The following is a 16,569-nucleotide window of genomic DNA, read 5'->3' as shown; positions in this document are numbered from 1 at the left end:
CGTAAAAATTTCTTTTCCCATAGTCATTCGAGTGGAGTACTATGGTCTCCCCATAGTCATTCGAGTGGAGAGGCCATGGCGAGGAATAAAACACCGGATGCAGGCGAGATTCTTCAGGGAACGCTTGACCTGCTCATCTTGCGCACGCTGATCCTTGGTCCCGCACATGGGCACACGATTGCGCACTCGATCGAAAGTACGTCGGAAAACGCTCTCGAAGTGGAGCAGGGCTCACTCTATCCGGCGCTTCACCGGCTTGAAGATCGGGGGCTGGTCTCCTCCGAGTGGGGTGTGAGCGACAACAACCGAAGGGCCAAGTTCTACAGGCTGACAGCAAAGGGTCATAAAGAGCTGGCGGCAGCAACCAGCCGCTGGCGACGGATGACCCGCGCCATCGGCCTCATCCTCGGAGAATCGAACGGCTGAGCGTTTTCCCTGTGGGTGGGTCTAGAGCTTCCACATCACAGGGGCGTTTTCCGCAATGAAAACGCCGTTGTACGTCCCTTCCGGGATACCTGGAAACAGGAAACGCTCTAGCAGGAGGGAAGAGTATGGGTTTCCAGCGCTACCTCAATCGCGAAAGTAAAGATCGGGATCTGGCCGAAGAGATCCAATCGCACCTGGAGCACGAGGCCGATAGAAACCTCGCACGCGGCCTCGCGGATGCTGAGGCGCGGCGCCAGGCCCGGCTGAAGTTCGGTAATCCTCTCGCCGTGCGGCAACGAGTCTGGATCTATCGCTCTCTGCCAATCGTAGATGGTATCTTTCGCGATCTTCGCGACGCCTGGCGTTCGTTGCGGAGGACTCCCGGACTCACCATTGTCGCTCTGCTTGTGATCGCGCTTGGAATCGGTGTGAACACGGCGGTCTTTTCGGTCGTGAATACCGTGTTGCTGCAGCCGTTGCCGTATCCCGATCCGCAGTCGCTGATGAGGCTGGTTCTCTTTACGCCGCAGCGCACGCTCGATGGAGCCAGCGTTCCCGAGTTCAATCTATGGCGGCAGCAGACCGGAGTGCTTCGCGATGTGGCGGGTTATGACACAGGCGGCGCCGGGCTGAATCTTACCGGCGGAGATCATCCGATCCAGGTGCAGGGAGTCCATGTCACTCATGATTACTTCACGTTGTTTGGTGCTCCGGTAATCGCAGGCCGCACCTTCACGGAAGCGGAAGACAGTCCCCATGGCGGCAATGTGGTGGTGCTCAGCTATGGGCTGTGGAAGCAGCGCTTCGGCGGTGATAGGAAGATCGTCGGTCGAACCGTACAGATCGATAACACTCCCTATCTTGTGGTGGGAATCATCGGCCCAAGATTCGTTTCTGATAATCCAGCAGACCTCTGGATCCCATATCAGTTCGACCTGACTACTCATGATATGGCGCACTATTTCAGCGTGGCGGCACGGTTGCAGCCCGGTGTCACCATCGAACAGGCGAATGCTCAACTTAAGGTTGCATCCGACGAGTTCCGTCGCGTGATGCCTAATGCGATCGGTCCGCAAAATCATTATGGCGTTGTCACTCTGAAAGAGGCGACGGTCGGCGATACACGCACGCCGCTGCTCATCTTGCTCTGTGCGGTTGGGTTGGTATTGCTGATCGCCTGCGCGAACGTCGCAAATCTCCTGCTGGCCAAAGCTTCGGGCCGGCAACGCGAGTTTGCGACACGGGCGGCTCTTGGCGCGGGCCGTTGGCAGATCATCCGTCAGCTTCTGGCTGAGAGCCTTATGCTGTCGCTTTCCGGCGGCCTGCTAGGTCTGCTTCTCGGCTATACCAGTGTTCGCCTGCTACTCCATGTGAATGACGGCGACCTTCCCCGGGTCGGTGAGAATGGCCTAGCTGTCTCCTTAGACATGCGCGTTCTGCTCTTTACATTCGGTGTTTCGGTGCTGACCGGGATTCTGTTCGGCCTTGTCCCTGCTGTGAGTGCTTCACGCACCAATCTTGTCTCCAATCTGAATGAAAGCGGCACTCGCACTGGCACTGGTTTCCGTAGCGCCAACTTCCGGTCAGCTCTTGTGATTACGGAGATTGCGCTGGCGCTGGTTCTGGTGGTTGGCTCTACGCTGTTGATCCGAACCTATCTCAAATTGCAGGGCGTCGATCCCGGCTTCGATACGCATAATACGCTGACGATGGCCATGTCGATCAGTGGAGGCCGCTTTCAGACGAGCGATCCCGTGGATCAGATCATTCGGCAGGGCACGGAACGCATCAAGGCCGTCCCCGGTGTCGTCGAAGCTGCTGCGGGGAATGGCCTCCCTCTTCAAGGAGCCTTCGGAATGCCGTTCGATATTGTCGGACGGGCGAAAGGCAATGCTGCATTTACCGGAGGCGCAGGGTACTACTCGGTCTCAGCGAACTATTTCGAGGCTTTAAAGATTCCTCTTTTACGCGGCCGCACATTTACGGAGAGAGACAATGCCTCGGCTCCGGGAGTGATCATCATCAACGAAGCCCTGGCGAAACAGTATTGGCCGAATGGAGATCCGTTGCGGGATCGTCTGCAGAAGGCTCCCGGCTCCGGGCCGCCCTTCGCTGAACCGCCACGCCAGATCGTCGGTATCGTCGGCAACACGCGTGACAATGGTCTCGATCACAATCCCTTTCCGACGATGTACATCCCTCTGGCGCAGATGCCTGACGGTGAGACTGCGCTCAATTCGCGTGTCGCTCCGCTCTGGTGGGTCGTGCGCACGAACAGCGAGCCACATGCTGTTGTCGCGCAAGTGACCTCGGCGCTGCGTGAAGCTACGGGCGGGCTGCCCGTCGCACACATCCGAACCATGGACGAGATCGACAGCCTGACCGTTTCACGGCAGCGCTTCAACATGCTGCTTCTGACGGTATTCGGTGCATCGGGACTGTTGCTAGCCGCCGTAGGTATCTATGGACTGATGGCCTTTTCCGTGGAACAGCGGACGCAGGAACTGGGCATACGGATGGCGATGGGAGCGCAAACGTCACACCTTCGCAACATGGTCCTCCGTCAGGGAATGGTTCTGACAGTCTTCGGCGTGGCGATCGGTATAGGCGCGGCCTTCTGGCTGACGCGATTCCTCGCCAGCTTTCTCTTTGGGGTTGAAAAGTGGGATCCTCTGGCATTTCTCCTGACGCCGTTGTTGCTCAGCGTCGTCGCGTTGGTGGCCACGTGGATTCCGGCTGTGCGCGCCACCAGGGTAGACCCGATGACCGCGTTGCGCTTCGAATAGTGCCAGTGCGTATCTGCGTCGCCTTTTTTTCATTTCTCCGCTGCTCGACGAAATGACAAAAACATCCTATATGTCCCAAGATCGCACGAGCACATCGCGCTGTTCCAACGTAGAGTCCCAGGTCCTCTGCTGGTATTTCATACGAGCCGTAGCTCGAGCGTTTTTCCTGTAGGTGTAGAGTAGGGCATCCGCATCTATGGGCGTTTTCGCAATGAAAACGCCGGTGCACTCCTCTTCCGGGATACCCAATAACAGGAAAAATGCTTTAGAATCCACGTCCATGCACCTGCGCTTAGGCTTCCGAACTCTGATCGCCATTTGCGTTACGTTGGCGATACTGCTTGGCGTCGTCGCGTTTGTGCAGTATCGATGGTCAAACCGCGTTGCCGCTGCAGATATACAACGGGAGCGCGAGCACCTCAACGTTTCCGCTTCTCTTTTCGTGACGCGTTTCAGTCGGAACATCGCAGACGCGGTTGGGTTCGTTCAGAACGATGCACAAACGGCATGGTCAACCGGGACGCCATTGCCCGCGTTTCCGAAGCTTCTGGACGGGCTCTACCTTCTGGATACTTCAGGTTCACAGCCCCGCGTCAAGCGTGCCTATGCTTCCGGTTCTTTTGCTGCCGCATCGATACCCGAGTGGATGAAGCAGGTTGAATGCACAAGTTTGATCTCGCAGCAACCGCTTGCAATCATTTCGCCCGTGTTTGACTCTATCCGTGAAGAGCAGGCTCCAGGCGGAGATCGCAGGATACTCCGGACATCCCGCGGCAGCCTCTGCTTTGTTGCGTTGCTGAATGAGAACTTCATCAAGGGCACACTCATCCCGACGCTTTTGCAGGAGACCTTTGGCGAATCTTCCATGAATGACTATGATTTCGCGATCGTCTCGCGCAGTCGCGACGGCGAGCGGATCTATGGCCCGAGGGTTACTCCGGACCTCAGAAGGACGTTCTTCACGGTGCAGTTGCGAAATCTGCTACCAGCGCCAAAGCGTCCACCCAGTAGTTCGGGAAAGGAGATCTCCATCTTTCAGCGCTATGAGATCGGAACCCACAGTCGAGCGCCGCGTCTTCCTCCTCAATTGGGAGACGGAATCTGGGAGCTACAGATCGCGCGTCACGGCATGTCGCTTCCTGCCGCTTTCAGAGGTGAGCGCCGGCGCGACCTCCTGTTTGGTCTCGCGGCGGAACTGCTGCTTGGCGCGGCAATTGTCCTTCTTTTGATTGGCGCGCACCGGATGCAGCAGGTTGCCGAACAGAGGATGCAGTTCGTTGCCGCAATCTCGCATGAACTACGCACACCTGTATCATCCATCTCTATGCTTTCGCGCAATCAGGCAGACGGTCTGGTGTCGGGTGCGGACAAGGTTGCGCAGTACGGCGAACTGATTCATCAGCAGTCACGCCGGCTCAGCGAGATGATCGAACAGACGCTTCAGTATGCCGGCATACACTCTCACCTCGGCACAAGAAATCGCACTCCTGTTGATGTTGAAGCAGTGATCGCTACTGCCCTGGACGGACGCAAGGAAGAGCTGGCTCGTGAGCAGTTTCATGTAGAGCTGATCGTTCCCAAGAAGCTTCCCGCCGTTCAAGGCGATGCCAACCTGCTTCGCATTGCCATCGATAATCTGCTTTCGAATGCCATCAAGTACGCAAAGAGCGGCCGATGGATCGGCATCCAAGCTGAACACTCTGTCAAGGAACATGCGATTCTTATTCATGTCTCTGACCGCGGTCCGGGTGTCGAGGATTCTGACCAGGAACGCCTGTTCGAACCCTTCTACCGCGGCAAAGCTGCCGTAGCAACGGGTGCTTCGGGCTCTGGGATCGGCCTCAGTCTCGTACGCTCAGCGGCCGAGGCGCACGGCGGTTCTATCACGATGGTAAGCACACCCGGACAAGGCAGCACCTTCACGCTGAGAATTCCCGCATGACCCGCATTCTGTTCATTGAAGACGAGCCCGCTTTTGCAATCGGTGTGATCGACCGGTTGCGTGCCGACGGCTATGACATCAGATGGGAGAGTAACGGAAGCGCAGGGTATCAGGTTGCCTGCGCGAATCCGTTTGATCTCATCCTGCTCGATGTCTCGCTCCCAGGTAAGAACGGATTCGACATCTGCCGCGATCTGCGGCGGGATGGCGTCTCCGCGCCCGTGCTTATGCTCACGGCACGGGGCGAGGTGATCGATCGCGTCCTGGGCCTGAAGCTTGGCGCGGACGATTACGTGCAAAAGAACTGCGAACCCATCGAGCTGATGGCGCGCATCGAAGCATTGCTACGTCGCTCACAATCGGTGGTGACTTCTCCTGAAATCGCGTCGTTCGGTGACATCCGCGTTGATTTCCGTCAGCATGAAGTTTCTCGCGCGGGCGCCGCCGTGGTTCTTACGCCGATTGAGTTCCGCTTGCTCGAGTATCTGCTCGAACGTCGTGGCAACGTTGTCACTCGCGAAGAACTGCTCGAGAATGTGTGGTCCGCCGATGGTGGCATGCTGAGCCGCACGGTCGATGTGCACGTAGCCGGCCTGCGCAAGAAGATCGAGGCTGATCCTCGCTACCCGCGCTTTCTGCTCACCATCAAGGGCGCCGGATACAAACTGGCGGTCTGATCTAGCGTTCTGTCTCTAAAGTTCATGACATAAATCATGAAGATTTTTGCCATCCGAAGCGTTAAAAAGCAGGTCCTTCACTACGTTCAGGATGACAAATTTATGAGTAGAACTTCTTAGACACCACACTAGAGCCCTAGGTCGTTAATTCGCGCAATGAAATGCATTTGCTATCCGAAGCATTGAAGAAGCAGGCCCTTCGTTTATGCTCAGCCGTTTTGCGCGGCGCGCAACCGTTTCGCACCGAAGGTGGGAATGCCTTGCTTAAGGGGACGGCTTCAGCCGTCCTGTACAGAATCCACACAGACGGCGGCTTTAGCCGCTGAGGTCGAATTGCGGATACATTGACCTCAGCGGCTAAAGCCGCATCTTTTCTCCGCGCTATACCGGCACGGCTAGAAGCCGTGCCCTTAAGCAAGACCGTTCGAGCTTCGCTCGAATGTCCCTCAAAGTCGACGTACCCACACTGATCTACCGGGACTTTACATTCCTTACATACAATTTGCACGCCTGACCTGCGCACCGCTGCACAATCGGGCTCATGAAACCGCTCTCGATCCTTCCTATCGTGCTTGCCGCTTCCTTTGCGGCTGCAACTGCACAACAGCCACAAAGCAACCGGTCGTTCGAGGTCGCGTCCATTCGCCCGGGAGCATCCGCAACGGCGGAGATGATCGCGATCAGAATGAATGCCGACCGCTCGATGATCCACTACGTGAATGTTTCCGTGCGGGACCTCATCCGCGTGGCCTACGGCGTGAAGGAGTTTCAGATCAGCGGCCCTGACTGGATACGCAATCGCTTCGACATCGAGGCGAAGTATCCCGAGGGCGCCACAAGAGACCAGGTCCCGGAGATGCTGGAGTCTCTGCTGAGAGACCGCTTCAAGCTCCAGCTGCACCACGAGACGAAAGAGCAGGCAGTCTACGCGCTGGTTGTGGGCAAGAACGGACCGAAGCTTAAGCCGACGAAGCTCCAGGCGTCGGACTATCCTGACAGCTCCAATCGTCGCCCCGGCACGCCGGTGCACGGTGACATGCAGATGCTGGGAGGCCCGTCCGGTATGCACCTGACGGGACCCGCCGTGACTTTGAGCACACTCTGCGAAACGCTCTCCCGCTTTACCGACAAACCGATCGTAGATCAGACCGGTCTTCAGGGAGAGTACGACATCGATCTCACTTTCTTTCCGGAAAATATGATGCTCCGCATGGCCGGAGGACCAGGGGGACCGCGACAGGGCCCTGATGGAGGCGCGGACACTCACTCCGAACCACACGCCACCGTCTTCGACGCGGTGCAACAGTATGGTCTCAGGCTTGAATCCCGCAAGGCGCCTCTGACGATGCTTGTAGTGGACCACCTTGAGAAGACACCGACGGAGAACTGATGCGCTCGTCTTCGCTCTGGCTCGCTCTCGCGCTGCTTGCGGCGCCTATCCTCCAGGCTTATGCTGCAGACGCTCGCGGCACCGTCATTTTCAAAGGCCTGCCTGTCCCGGGCGCATTGGTCACAGCATCGCGTGACGGCAAGACTGTTACTGCTGTCACCGATGCTGCAGGTGCGTATACGTTTGCAGAGCTCAGCGACGGAACCTGGACCGTCAGCGTCGAGATGTTCGGCTTCACGACGGTGCACGAGCAGATCGAGATCCGCTCTGAGGTCCGCTCCGATAGCACGCCGCGTCGCTGGGAGCTGTCGTTACTCACCCTCAGCGAGCTTCAGAAAAACGTGTACGCCGCACCGCGCCCACCGCAGCTTGCCGCGCAGCCCGCTACTCCTGGACCTTCCACAAGCGGAGATTCGCAACGGCCGGACAGCGCCGTCTTGGGTGCGGAGTCTGGGCTGCTGGTGAACGGCAGCGTCAGCAATGGAGCAACATCAACGTTCCACCTGCCGGGTGGGTTTGGGAATAATCGCTCCGGCGGGCACGGACCGTACAACTTCAGCCTGGTGGCCCAGGAACAGAACTCGGCTCTAGATGCACGCTCATATTCGCTTGCCGGAAACGAGGGCGCCAAGCCCACCTATAACAACTTCACCGGCGCTGTGACCTTCGGCGGTCCTTTGCGGATTCCGCGGCTGCTACGCGATGGTCCACACTTCTTTGCGCAGTACACCTGGCACCGCGTCAGTACTGCTGCTACTACGTCTGCACTGGTGCCGACCGCCGCCGAGCGCACAGGTGATCTCGCAAGCCAGACAACGGTTACGGGGCAACCGCTTGTCATCTACAACCCTGCGACTGGACAACCGTATGCCAACAACAAAGTGCCGGTTACGCCGCAGGCGCAGGCTCTGCTCAATCTCTATCCATTGCCGAATGTTGCGGGCAATCGCCGCTTCAACTTCCAGCTTCCGCTTCTCAGTAGTTCGCATGTCGATGCCGGAAACCTGCGGATGGATAAGAGTGTCGACACAAAGAACCAGCTCAGAGGGTACTTCAACTTTTCCAACACGCGCTCCAGTGGAAGCAACCTCTTTGGTTTCACGGACACCGAACGCGTTCTGGGCCTCAACAGCAACATCGACTGGCTCCACAGCTTCAATCAGCGCCTTCGTCTCGATCTCGCATACGACTTCAGCCGCCTGGCAACGACAGACGTCCCCTACTGGCAGAACCGCACCGATATCTCCGGCAGCGCAGGTATCCAGGGCAACAGCCGTGCCCCGGTCGATTGGGGTCCGCCCACTCTCAGCTTCTCCGGCGGCAGCGGCATCGCTGAGCTGACAGATGGCGTTAGTGCCCACAATCGCAACCAGACGGACAAAGTGTCGGCGAGCCTCACCTGGAATCACTCCGGGCACAACCTCGCATTCGGTTTTGATTTTCGCCGGCAGCAGTTCAACTACCTTGCACAGGCGAACCCTCGCGGTACGTTGACCTTCACCGGAACTGCGACCAGCAACAGTAACGTCCCAGGCAGCGGTTCCGATCTGGCCGGCTTTCTGATTGGTGTTCCTGACGCCAGCGCGATCTCCTTCGGTAATGCCGACAAGTATCTGCGCCAATCCGTTTACAACGCTTATGTGAATGACGACTGGCGGCTGAGCCCGGAACTCAGCATCAATGCCGGCATCCGCTGGGAGTTTGGTGCACCGATGACTGAGCTGAAGGATCGCCTGGTCAACCTCGATCTCTCGAATGACTTCACCGCCGCCGCACCTGTGCTCGCAAGCGCGCCTGCGGGAACGGTTACGGGCCAGCGCTATCCCGATTCACTGTTGCGTCCATACCGTCTTGGTCTGGAACCGAGAATCGGCTTTGCCTGGCATCCAAATACTGGAACCTCAATGGTTGTTCGTGGTGGTTACGGTATCAATTACGACACGTCTGTCTATCCATCGCTCTATCTCCAGCTTGCGCAACAGGTCCCATTTTCCAAGACTCTCAGCCTACAAAACAGCACTGCTTGCCCGCTGACATTAGCCTCGGCCTTCAATCCCTGCGCCACGACAACGCAGAATACTTTCGCGGTTGATCCGAACCTGAAAATAGGCAGCATACAAACATGGAGACTCGAGGTGCAGCGTGATCTGCCGTGGTCGCTGCAATGGAGCGCGAGCTATCTCGGCAACAAGGGTACGCACGGGATGCAGAAGTCCTATCCGAACTCGTATGCTCCCGGAGCCGGGAATCCGTGCCCTGAGTGTCCAGTCGGATTTGCATACATCAGCTCCGGCGGCAATTCGACCCGTGAAGCAGGGCAGCTCCAGCTACGACGGCGTTTGCATAGCGGCTTTGCCGCAAGTGTCTCGTATACGTTCGCCAAGTCCATCGACAATGACGCGGTGCTCGGCGGCAAAGACGGAGGCAGTGCGACCTTGCCCGCTGCTCAGAACTGGCGCGATCTCGCGGCGGAACGCGGCCTGTCCAGCAACGATCAACGTCACCTGCTCACTGCGTCCGCACAGTACACCACGGGCATGGGCATCGGTGGTGGTTCGCTTATCGACGGCTGGCGCGGTGCGTTCTACAAAGAGTGGACAGCGCTGCTTACGATCTCCGCCGGCAGCGGTTTGCCGGTCACGCCGTATACCGCTGCATTGTTGGGAGGCACGGGAGCGCATGGCTCCGTGCGGCCTGATCTTACCGGTGCGTCTGTCTATGCCGCGCCCGCGGGGCTCGCCCTGAATCCTGCTGCCTTTGTAGCTCCGGCATCAGGGAAGTTCGGCAACGCACGCCGGAACTCTATCACCGGCCCATCGCAGTTGAGCATGGATTTCGCCATGAGCCGCACCTTCCGTCTCCGGGATCATTGGAACCTTGATCTGCAAATCAAGGCAAACAACGTACTCAATCATGTTGCTTTCGGATCGTATGTTGCCAATATCCAAAGCACACAATTCGGCCTGCCGGCTTCACCCAGCAACATGCGCACTCTGCAAATGACTGCACGACTGAGGTACTAGTTCCATGAGATTCATCATCGCTACCGCATTGCTGTTCTCGTGGATTGCCCAGGCACAGCAGGTGGGGCAAAATGCGTCTACTACCAGCGACGGCGTGACCGTTCTGAAAGTGTCATCGCAACTTGTCATCGAAACCATCTCCGTCAAGGACAAGAAGGGCAATCCGGTCTCCGGCCTCACGCAGAAGGATTTCACTGTTACAGAAAACGGTACGCCGCAGAATATTCGCGTCTTTGAATATCAGGCATTGGCCGAGCCCACGGCTGTCGCAATGCGCCCGGCGCCTGCGTACGTAAAGCCGTACAACAAGTTGTCGCACTTTGAGATTGAGCCCGAGCCGAAAGGCAGCGGCAAGTATCGCGATAAGCGGCTTCTCGCGCTTTACTTCGACATGGCCGGGATGGATCCCGGAGATCAATATCGTGCCATCTCGGCGGCAGAGAAGTTCATCCGCACCGAGATGCAGCCGCAGGACATGTTTGCCATCCTCCGGTACGCGGGCTCATCGGTGGAGGTCTTGCAGGACTTCACCGCCGATCGTACGCGCCTCCTCAGCATCCTTGCCACACTCTCTGTTGGAGAAGATCGGGGATATGACAACTCCACGAGCGGCGACGCCGCGGCAGCCGATTCCGGCTCGGCCTTTGGTCAGGACGATTCGGAGTTCAACATCTTCAATACGGATCGCCAGCTCTCCGCGCTGCAGACAGCGGCAAACATGCTCGGCCGCCTGAGCGAGAAGAAGTGCCTCGTATATTTCGCGAGCGGACTGCGGCTCAACAGCCTGGACAATCAGGCACAGCTCCATGCCACCGTCAACTCGGCCATTCGCGCCGGAGTCTCGTTCTGGCCGATCGATGCTCGCGGTCTGGTTGCCAGTGCACCGCTCGGGGATGCGACGCAGGGCTCTTCCGGCGGATCGCAAATGTATACGGGGGCTTCGGCACTAGCCATGACAAACCGGATGCAGCAGTCGCAGGACACCCTGTACGCGCTTGCCGGTGACACCGGCGGTAAGGCGCTGCTGGACAGTAATGATCTTGGTCGCGGCATCCGCAATGCAGAGCGCTCGATCTCCAGCTACTACATCATCGGCTACTACACCACCAATACCGCAAAGGATGGCAAGTACCGTCATGTGAAGGTGGCGCTTAATCGCGAGAATCTTGAAGCCGATCTCGATTACCGCCAGGGCTACTACGCGAACAAAGAGTTCAGTCAGTTCAATGTGGCCGATAAGGAGCGTCAGCTTGAAGATGCACTGATGCTCCCCGATCCGATTACGGACCTCACGATTGCGATGGAGCTGGATTACTTCCAGATCAACCATGCCGAATACTTCATTCCATTGACCGTAAAGATCCCCGGGCGCGAGCTCGCACTGGCAAAGCGTTTCGGCGCAGAGCGAACCACTATTGACTTCATTGGCGAAATCAAAGACAGCTCGGGTACCACGGTCGCAAACGTGAGGGACAAGGTCAGCGCGAAGCTGAGTGACACCGATGCCGCGGAGATCGCCCACCATCCCATTGTGTACAGCACAGGTTTCACACTGCTGCCCGGCCGCTACACCATCAAGTTCCTTGCACGCGATAATGAGACGGGCCGGATCGGCAGCTATCAGACGGCATTTGAGGTTCCCAACCTCGATAAGGAGGACCAGCGTCTGCCTATCAGTTCCGTAGTCCTCAGCAGCCAGCGAACCGCTCTGAAGGATGCGATCTACAACGCGCAGAAACGAAATGCAAAAGCGGCGGAGCAACACCCACTCGTTGAGAACGGCTTGACACTGGTTCCAAGCGTCACACGTGTCTTTCAGACAGACCAGATCATGTTTGTCTATCTCCAGGCATACAAGCCGCGCGCTAAAAGCGCTTCACCGATCGTTGCGCAGGTGAGCCTTTATCGCGATGGACAGAGGGTATTCGAGAGCACGCCGACAGAAGCTGCGAAAGGGGCTGGGCAACTCAATACGACCGCTCTTGAGTTCGCAATTCCTCTGCGTGACCGAACACCCGGCGAATACGAGTGCCAGGTGACTGTCATCGATCCAAGCGGCGGGAAAGTCAACTTTTGGCGGACTACCCTTGCGGTGCGTTAGCGCTGTGAGCGTTTGTCTCAGCAAACAAATTCGCCGGTTCCCAAGGCGGACACCCTGGCAGAACGAGAATAAGCGCTGAAGGCGCGTTCTATACCAGCCTGGGGCAACGCCCCAGGTAACGGACAGCGGAACGGTGAGAGGGCTGAAGGCCCGACCTATAATCACCAATCGCGCAATGTCACAATCTCTCTGAGCGAGACAGTTTCAACCAATGAACGGTGCGAAATGGAATTAAAGACTCTTATATAGAGCGGGCCTTCAGCCCTTTAACATCTTGTGGGTATCAAAACCTGGGGCGTTGCCCCAGGCTGGTATAGAACGCGCCTTCAGCGCTTATCTCCCAAGTGCCCCACCTTTCGGATTTCTAACGAACATCATTCCGCAAGGGTCAGCCAAAGAGGCTCCTGGCTCCGCGTTCGTGATGCAAGACCCACATGATTGCGAGGCCGGCCTGCGCGATGGCGAATATGCGGGTTGCCCGAGGATGGCGCCGACACCAGCGCATGCAGCGCCGCCAGCCGGCAGGTCCTTTCTTCCAGAACTGTGCGTCGTGCCTGGGATGCAATGCGGCAACCACTCCATCGCCGATCAGGGTAATGGCTATTGCATGCTTGACGCGGTCTGCTGTGGTCATCTCAATCGTCCTCCGTTCTGTAGCAATTTCAGATGCGGACAGAGCAAGATGTGCTGCCCCATGTGCCTAAGGGGCGGGCGAGGCGGAAATCCCTGGCTGTTCCTTCTCCTCTTCTAAATAGTCCGCAATCGAGCGATGCAGGTCAGTTGCCCCTGGAAGTTCCAGGCGTTGCTGTGCGATCTCGGCGGCAAAGGCGAGTTCGTTCATCGCCACAGCGCCGGCAATCACAATATCCAGGAGCTCCGGGTATTTGGGCTCCATCGAGCAGGCCTGACGGAGAATCTCTATTCCTTCCTGCGTCTTGCCCAGATGAATCAGGCATACTCCATACTTCGCAAGAATCAGCGCGGTCGCTCCGCCTTGCCTGCGAGCCGTGCTGTAGGCATGCGCGGCTTCCTCATACTGCTGCAAGTGCAGACGAGCGTCTCCCAAAGTCTCGTACAGGACGATGCTGGTCACATTCCTCGCCATGGCATGCGAGAGCAGTTGGATCGCGTCTTCATAACGCTGCATGCGCAGCAGGCAAACCCCGCCCAGAATGACGGCGTCCATATTGGACTCGTCCAACTGGATGGCCCGAATCAATATGTCCAGGGCTCGCTGCGGGTCTTTGGAGAACTCCAACTCGGCCCAGCCCAGTTCGTAGGCCGTTCTGCTGTCTTCGGGATTAGCCTCAAAATGTCGCCTGTTGATCTCCAGATAAAGTGCGTTCTTGGCATCGCGAACGCTCTCGTTATCGTCGACGAGCCCGAAGTGATGAATGACGAAGGGCGCCTGGCCAATGGGGAGACCGAGCTCCTGCACGCGATAGACAACCGTCTCGTGCACCGGGCGTTCGAACCGGACCTCAGGGTTCCGGCGGAAGAGACGGGTATTGATGGTGGTGACATAAGCAGGGAAGGTAGCCGATTCCGGCAGAATGCGCGGATTTACCAGGGCTCCTTCCGCGCCGCTTCGACTATTGGCCTGCCGCACGTAATTCCATCGCACCACATCGAAGGCGGCCATCTCCGTCTTTGCGACCAGCTTCTTCAGAAGCTCGGCGCTCTGCGGGTCCATCATCTCGTCGGCGTCAAGGACAAGAATCCAGTCACAGGTCGCCTGCTGCAGCACCATGTTCCTTGCTTCGGCGAAATCTTCATTCCAGGGAATGGGCATCCACGTAGCCCCAAACCTCTTTGCAATCTCGGCGGTGTCGTCGGTAGATCCCGTGTCGCCGATGACGATGCGATCCACAATGGAGCGTGCGCTCTTTAAACACCGTTCCAGACTGCTGCCGCCATTTTTCACGATCATGGAAAGTTCGATCGTGGGTGAGCCCATAAGAAAATCCTTTCGACGCTATTGTCGCTCAGCCTGAACGTCTCGACGAGAGCCTGCCCCGGAGTGTCAACGTCAGTAGAGCATTTTCCCTGTAGGTGTAGTCCAAAGTATCCGCATCCATGGGCGTTTCCGCAATGAAAACGCCGCTGCACTCCTCTTCCGGGATACCCCGCAACAGGGAAAATGCTCTAGGCTGGTAGGGCATACCTCAAATTCTTAACCTATCCGGTACACTGTCATTCGCCAGACGTAAGCTATGGATAACGTTTCTCATAGGAGACTGCATGGCATCCATTACCGGCTTTGGCGGAGCATTCTTGCGGGCGAATGATCCGAAGGCTCTCTATCAGTGGTATGAGCGGCATCTCGGCCTGGTGAAGGCGGACGGAGCGTTCTCATTTCCCGCGCCGACGCAGCAGGCTCGGGTGATCGTCTCCTTCTTCAAGCAAGAGGACGAGTACTTTCCTCCAGTACAGAAGGCGATGATGAATCTTCAAGTGGATGACCTTGATGGAGTGCTCGATCGCTTGATGGCCGAGGGCGTCACCGTCGATCCAAAGCGCGAGAGCTACGATTTCGGAAAGTTTGGCTGGGTCACCGATCCGGAAGGAAATCGTATCGAGCTTTGGCAGCCTATCGATTGATGACGGATGCCGAGCAACGAGCACATCGCGGATGCCTATTCAACACGAAAGCTCAACTCAGCTTTGGCATTCGCCAGATCATGAGTACCTCCCGACCATGGCACAGCACGATGGGCCACCTCGATCGTATATTCTCCTCTGACTCGAAGATCGAGATATAGGCTGAGATCGAGGTCTTGAACGTAGGTCACCCCCGGAGCGATGGACACATGATGGAACTGTCCATTGATGACGCAGGTGCTAGCCAGCGGTCCATTTGGATTAGCGGTAGAACTTGGCTGACGCAAGACCTTGAACAAATAACCGGAGCAAGACGGTTGATTGGGAAGGCCTGTGGTGTCCAACAGGTAGGGAGATGCTCCTAAATTTGTCACTTTGAAGTGAACGATGGCCGTCTGTCCCGGCTTGATGACGTCTTTCTCCAGATAGAAGGTTGCTGAGACCTGCGTCAACGCTTTGGAGCATGAAAGAAATGCAAAGAGCAAGGCTATCGCCCAGGTTTGCATGGCGCTCGGTTCTCCTTGAGTGCTCTCCAGGTTTGGACGTCTATGGTGCTATTCCGGCATCAATCGCGACTGCTTGTGAGGCAGCTTAAACGCATCAGCCGGCTACCTGCCAGATAGATATCACTGGCAGGGCAGCCGGCAGCCGTGCGTTTCAGAACAGGGCCTTACTTCGCCGGAACGGAGATGGTGATGTTGCGGTATCGAATGACGCCGTGGTGATCGCCCTGCAGATAGAACGGTCCGGGGTCGGCCTCATTGCTATCCAGAGCGCCTCCGGTAGGGCCGGGAATCTCGACGTTGTCATGGTACATCTTGCCGTCGCGCAGAACCGTGACATGTCTGCCGACCAGGGTGATGTCAAAGGCCGTCCACTTTCCAAGCCCAAGCTCTGAGCCGGCTGGCGGCGGATAATGGCTGTAGATCGCGCCCATCTCATGCGATGGCAGCTTGCCACCCTCGGTACCCACCTGTACCTCATAACGGCCGCGCAGATAGATGCCGCTGTTGCCGCCTTCCGGGCAGTTCACTTCGATATGCAGTTTGAAGTCCTGGAACTTCTCGGTGGTCATGATGTTGGCTGCGCCGTGGGTCTTTTGACCGGGAACTTCCGGATTATCGTTTACCAACTCGCCATCGCGCGCGACCCACTTGTTGTTATCGACGTTTCCGATCGGCTCCCAGCCTTTCAGATCCTTGCCGTCGAACAGAGGCCTGGGCTTGGTCCACTTCTTTGGCATCGGCCGATCAAGCGAAGGCGCCTTCACACCGGCAAGCGCTGGGCCGTCGGTGGCGCCGTGCTTCTCAACGCCGGTCAGCTTGCCCGCGCTGGGGGAGGTGAGCTCCCAGTTCGTTGCTTCTCCCACAGCCACGATCAGTTTGCCCGACTCCATGTGGGCGTCCGAGATCGGATGCCATCCGCCTCCCCTTGGCTGAACGCGGCCTTCGATTTTGCCGCCGTTCTCCGTAAGCTCGATCCATTGCGGATAAGGCTTGCCGGTGGCGGGGGTAACGGTCATATCCCACCGGCCGAGAAATGCCTTGGCGTCTTGCGCGGTGAGGGTGGAGGCCAGTCCGGCCGCCAGGATAGATGCAAACAGGATCTTCGTTTTCACGCGTT

Annotated in this window: 12 protein-coding genes; 8 read left to right on the top strand and 4 right to left on the bottom strand. The window is 57.5% G+C overall.

Going from position 1 to position 16,569, the window contains the following annotated elements; translation table 11 throughout:
* Window positions 1-75: 75 nt before the first annotated feature.
* The 7 genes from OHL21_RS04030 (at window position 76) to OHL21_RS04000 (ending at window position 12,345) form a co-directional block, all read left to right on the top strand.
* On the top strand, window positions 76-426 hold the full coding sequence (locus OHL21_RS04030; RefSeq protein WP_263415961.1) for a PadR family transcriptional regulator: 351 nt from the start codon (window positions 76-78) through the stop codon (window positions 424-426).
* A gap of 125 nt (window positions 427-551) precedes the next feature.
* The gene (locus OHL21_RS04025; RefSeq protein ID WP_263415960.1) at window positions 552-3,212 is read left to right on the top strand and encodes an ABC transporter permease; all 2,661 of its coding nucleotides are present in this window, start codon (window positions 552-554) and stop codon (window positions 3,210-3,212) included.
* A 280-nt stretch (window positions 3,213-3,492) separates the two neighbouring features.
* Entirely contained in the window at window positions 3,493-5,154 is a 1,662-nt protein-coding gene (locus OHL21_RS04020; protein ID WP_263415959.1) for a sensor histidine kinase, read from the top strand.
* Window positions 5,151-5,831 (top strand): response regulator transcription factor, encoded by a 681-nt coding sequence (locus OHL21_RS04015; RefSeq protein WP_263415958.1) that lies wholly within the window; start codon window positions 5,151-5,153, stop codon window positions 5,829-5,831. The genes OHL21_RS04020 and OHL21_RS04015 overlap by 4 nt, the downstream gene beginning before the upstream one ends.
* Before the next feature lie 541 nt (window positions 5,832-6,372).
* Window positions 6,373-7,221 (top strand): TIGR03435 family protein, encoded by an 849-nt coding sequence (locus OHL21_RS04010; RefSeq protein ID WP_263415957.1) that lies wholly within the window; start codon window positions 6,373-6,375, stop codon window positions 7,219-7,221.
* Window positions 7,221-10,244, top strand: coding sequence for a carboxypeptidase regulatory-like domain-containing protein (locus OHL21_RS04005; RefSeq protein WP_263415956.1), 3,024 nt, complete (start codon window positions 7,221-7,223; stop codon window positions 10,242-10,244). The genes OHL21_RS04010 and OHL21_RS04005 overlap by 1 nt, the downstream gene beginning before the upstream one ends.
* A 4-nt stretch (window positions 10,245-10,248) precedes the next feature.
* Window positions 10,249-12,345: a VWA domain-containing protein gene (locus OHL21_RS04000; protein WP_263415955.1), complete on the top strand. Its 2,097-nt coding sequence runs from the start codon at window positions 10,249-10,251 to the stop codon at window positions 12,343-12,345.
* A 388-nt stretch (window positions 12,346-12,733) separates the two neighbouring features.
* Here the strand turns inward: OHL21_RS04000 and OHL21_RS03995 are convergent, their stop codons facing one another.
* Together OHL21_RS03995 and OHL21_RS03990 are read right to left on the bottom strand one after the other, a co-directional pair.
* Window positions 12,734-12,979, bottom strand: a complete 246-nt coding sequence (locus OHL21_RS03995) for a hypothetical protein (RefSeq protein ID WP_263415954.1) — start codon at window positions 12,977-12,979, stop codon at window positions 12,734-12,736.
* 66 nt (window positions 12,980-13,045) lie between these two features.
* Window positions 13,046-14,302 (bottom strand): glycosyltransferase, encoded by a 1,257-nt coding sequence (locus tag OHL21_RS03990; protein ID WP_263415953.1) that lies wholly within the window; start codon window positions 14,300-14,302, stop codon window positions 13,046-13,048.
* A gap of 284 nt (window positions 14,303-14,586) precedes the next feature.
* Between OHL21_RS03990 and OHL21_RS03985 the strand changes: the two genes are divergently transcribed.
* Window positions 14,587-14,946 (top strand): VOC family protein, encoded by a 360-nt coding sequence (locus OHL21_RS03985; protein WP_263415952.1) that lies wholly within the window; start codon window positions 14,587-14,589, stop codon window positions 14,944-14,946.
* Between the two features lie 35 nt (window positions 14,947-14,981).
* Here the strand turns inward: OHL21_RS03985 and OHL21_RS03980 are convergent, their stop codons facing one another.
* Together OHL21_RS03980 and OHL21_RS03975 are read right to left on the bottom strand one after the other, a co-directional pair.
* The gene (locus tag OHL21_RS03980) at window positions 14,982-15,452 is read right to left on the bottom strand and encodes a hypothetical protein (RefSeq protein WP_263415951.1); all 471 of its coding nucleotides are present in this window, start codon (window positions 15,450-15,452) and stop codon (window positions 14,982-14,984) included.
* A gap of 164 nt (window positions 15,453-15,616) precedes the next feature.
* Window positions 15,617-16,564, bottom strand: coding sequence for a 3-keto-disaccharide hydrolase (locus OHL21_RS03975; protein WP_263415950.1), 948 nt, complete (start codon window positions 16,562-16,564; stop codon window positions 15,617-15,619).
* Window positions 16,565-16,569 lie beyond the last annotated feature (5 nt).

It is taken from the genome of Terriglobus albidus (assembly GCF_025685425.1).
Classification (GTDB): Bacteria; Acidobacteriota; Terriglobia; order Terriglobales; family Acidobacteriaceae; genus Terriglobus; species Terriglobus albidus.
This window is presented reverse-complemented; position numbering and strand designations above follow the sequence as displayed.

What these genes read in the sequence shown, in the direction of transcription:
- OHL21_RS04030 (WP_263415961.1), top strand. Translation starts at nt 76, where the DNA reads ATGGCGAGGAATAAAACACCGGATGCAGGCGAGATTCTTCAGGGAACG.
- OHL21_RS04000 (WP_263415955.1), top strand. Translation starts at nt 10,249, where the DNA reads ATGAGATTCATCATCGCTACCGCATTGCTGTTCTCGTGGATTGCCCAG.
- OHL21_RS04010 (WP_263415957.1), top strand. Translation starts at nt 6,373, where the DNA reads ATGAAACCGCTCTCGATCCTTCCTATCGTGCTTGCCGCTTCCTTTGCG.
- OHL21_RS04020 (WP_263415959.1), top strand. Translation starts at nt 3,493, where the DNA reads ATGCACCTGCGCTTAGGCTTCCGAACTCTGATCGCCATTTGCGTTACG.
- OHL21_RS04015 (WP_263415958.1), top strand. Translation starts at nt 5,151, where the DNA reads ATGACCCGCATTCTGTTCATTGAAGACGAGCCCGCTTTTGCAATCGGT.
- OHL21_RS03995 (WP_263415954.1), bottom strand. Translation starts at nt 12,979, where the DNA reads ATGACCACAGCAGACCGCGTCAAGCATGCAATAGCCATTACCCTGATC.
- OHL21_RS03985 (WP_263415952.1), top strand. Translation starts at nt 14,587, where the DNA reads ATGGCATCCATTACCGGCTTTGGCGGAGCATTCTTGCGGGCGAATGAT.
- OHL21_RS03990 (WP_263415953.1), bottom strand. Translation starts at nt 14,302, where the DNA reads ATGGGCTCACCCACGATCGAACTTTCCATGATCGTGAAAAATGGCGGC.
- OHL21_RS04005 (WP_263415956.1), top strand. Translation starts at nt 7,221, where the DNA reads ATGCGCTCGTCTTCGCTCTGGCTCGCTCTCGCGCTGCTTGCGGCGCCT.
- OHL21_RS04025 (WP_263415960.1), top strand. Translation starts at nt 552, where the DNA reads ATGGGTTTCCAGCGCTACCTCAATCGCGAAAGTAAAGATCGGGATCTG.
- OHL21_RS03980 (WP_263415951.1), bottom strand. Translation starts at nt 15,452, where the DNA reads ATGCAAACCTGGGCGATAGCCTTGCTCTTTGCATTTCTTTCATGCTCC.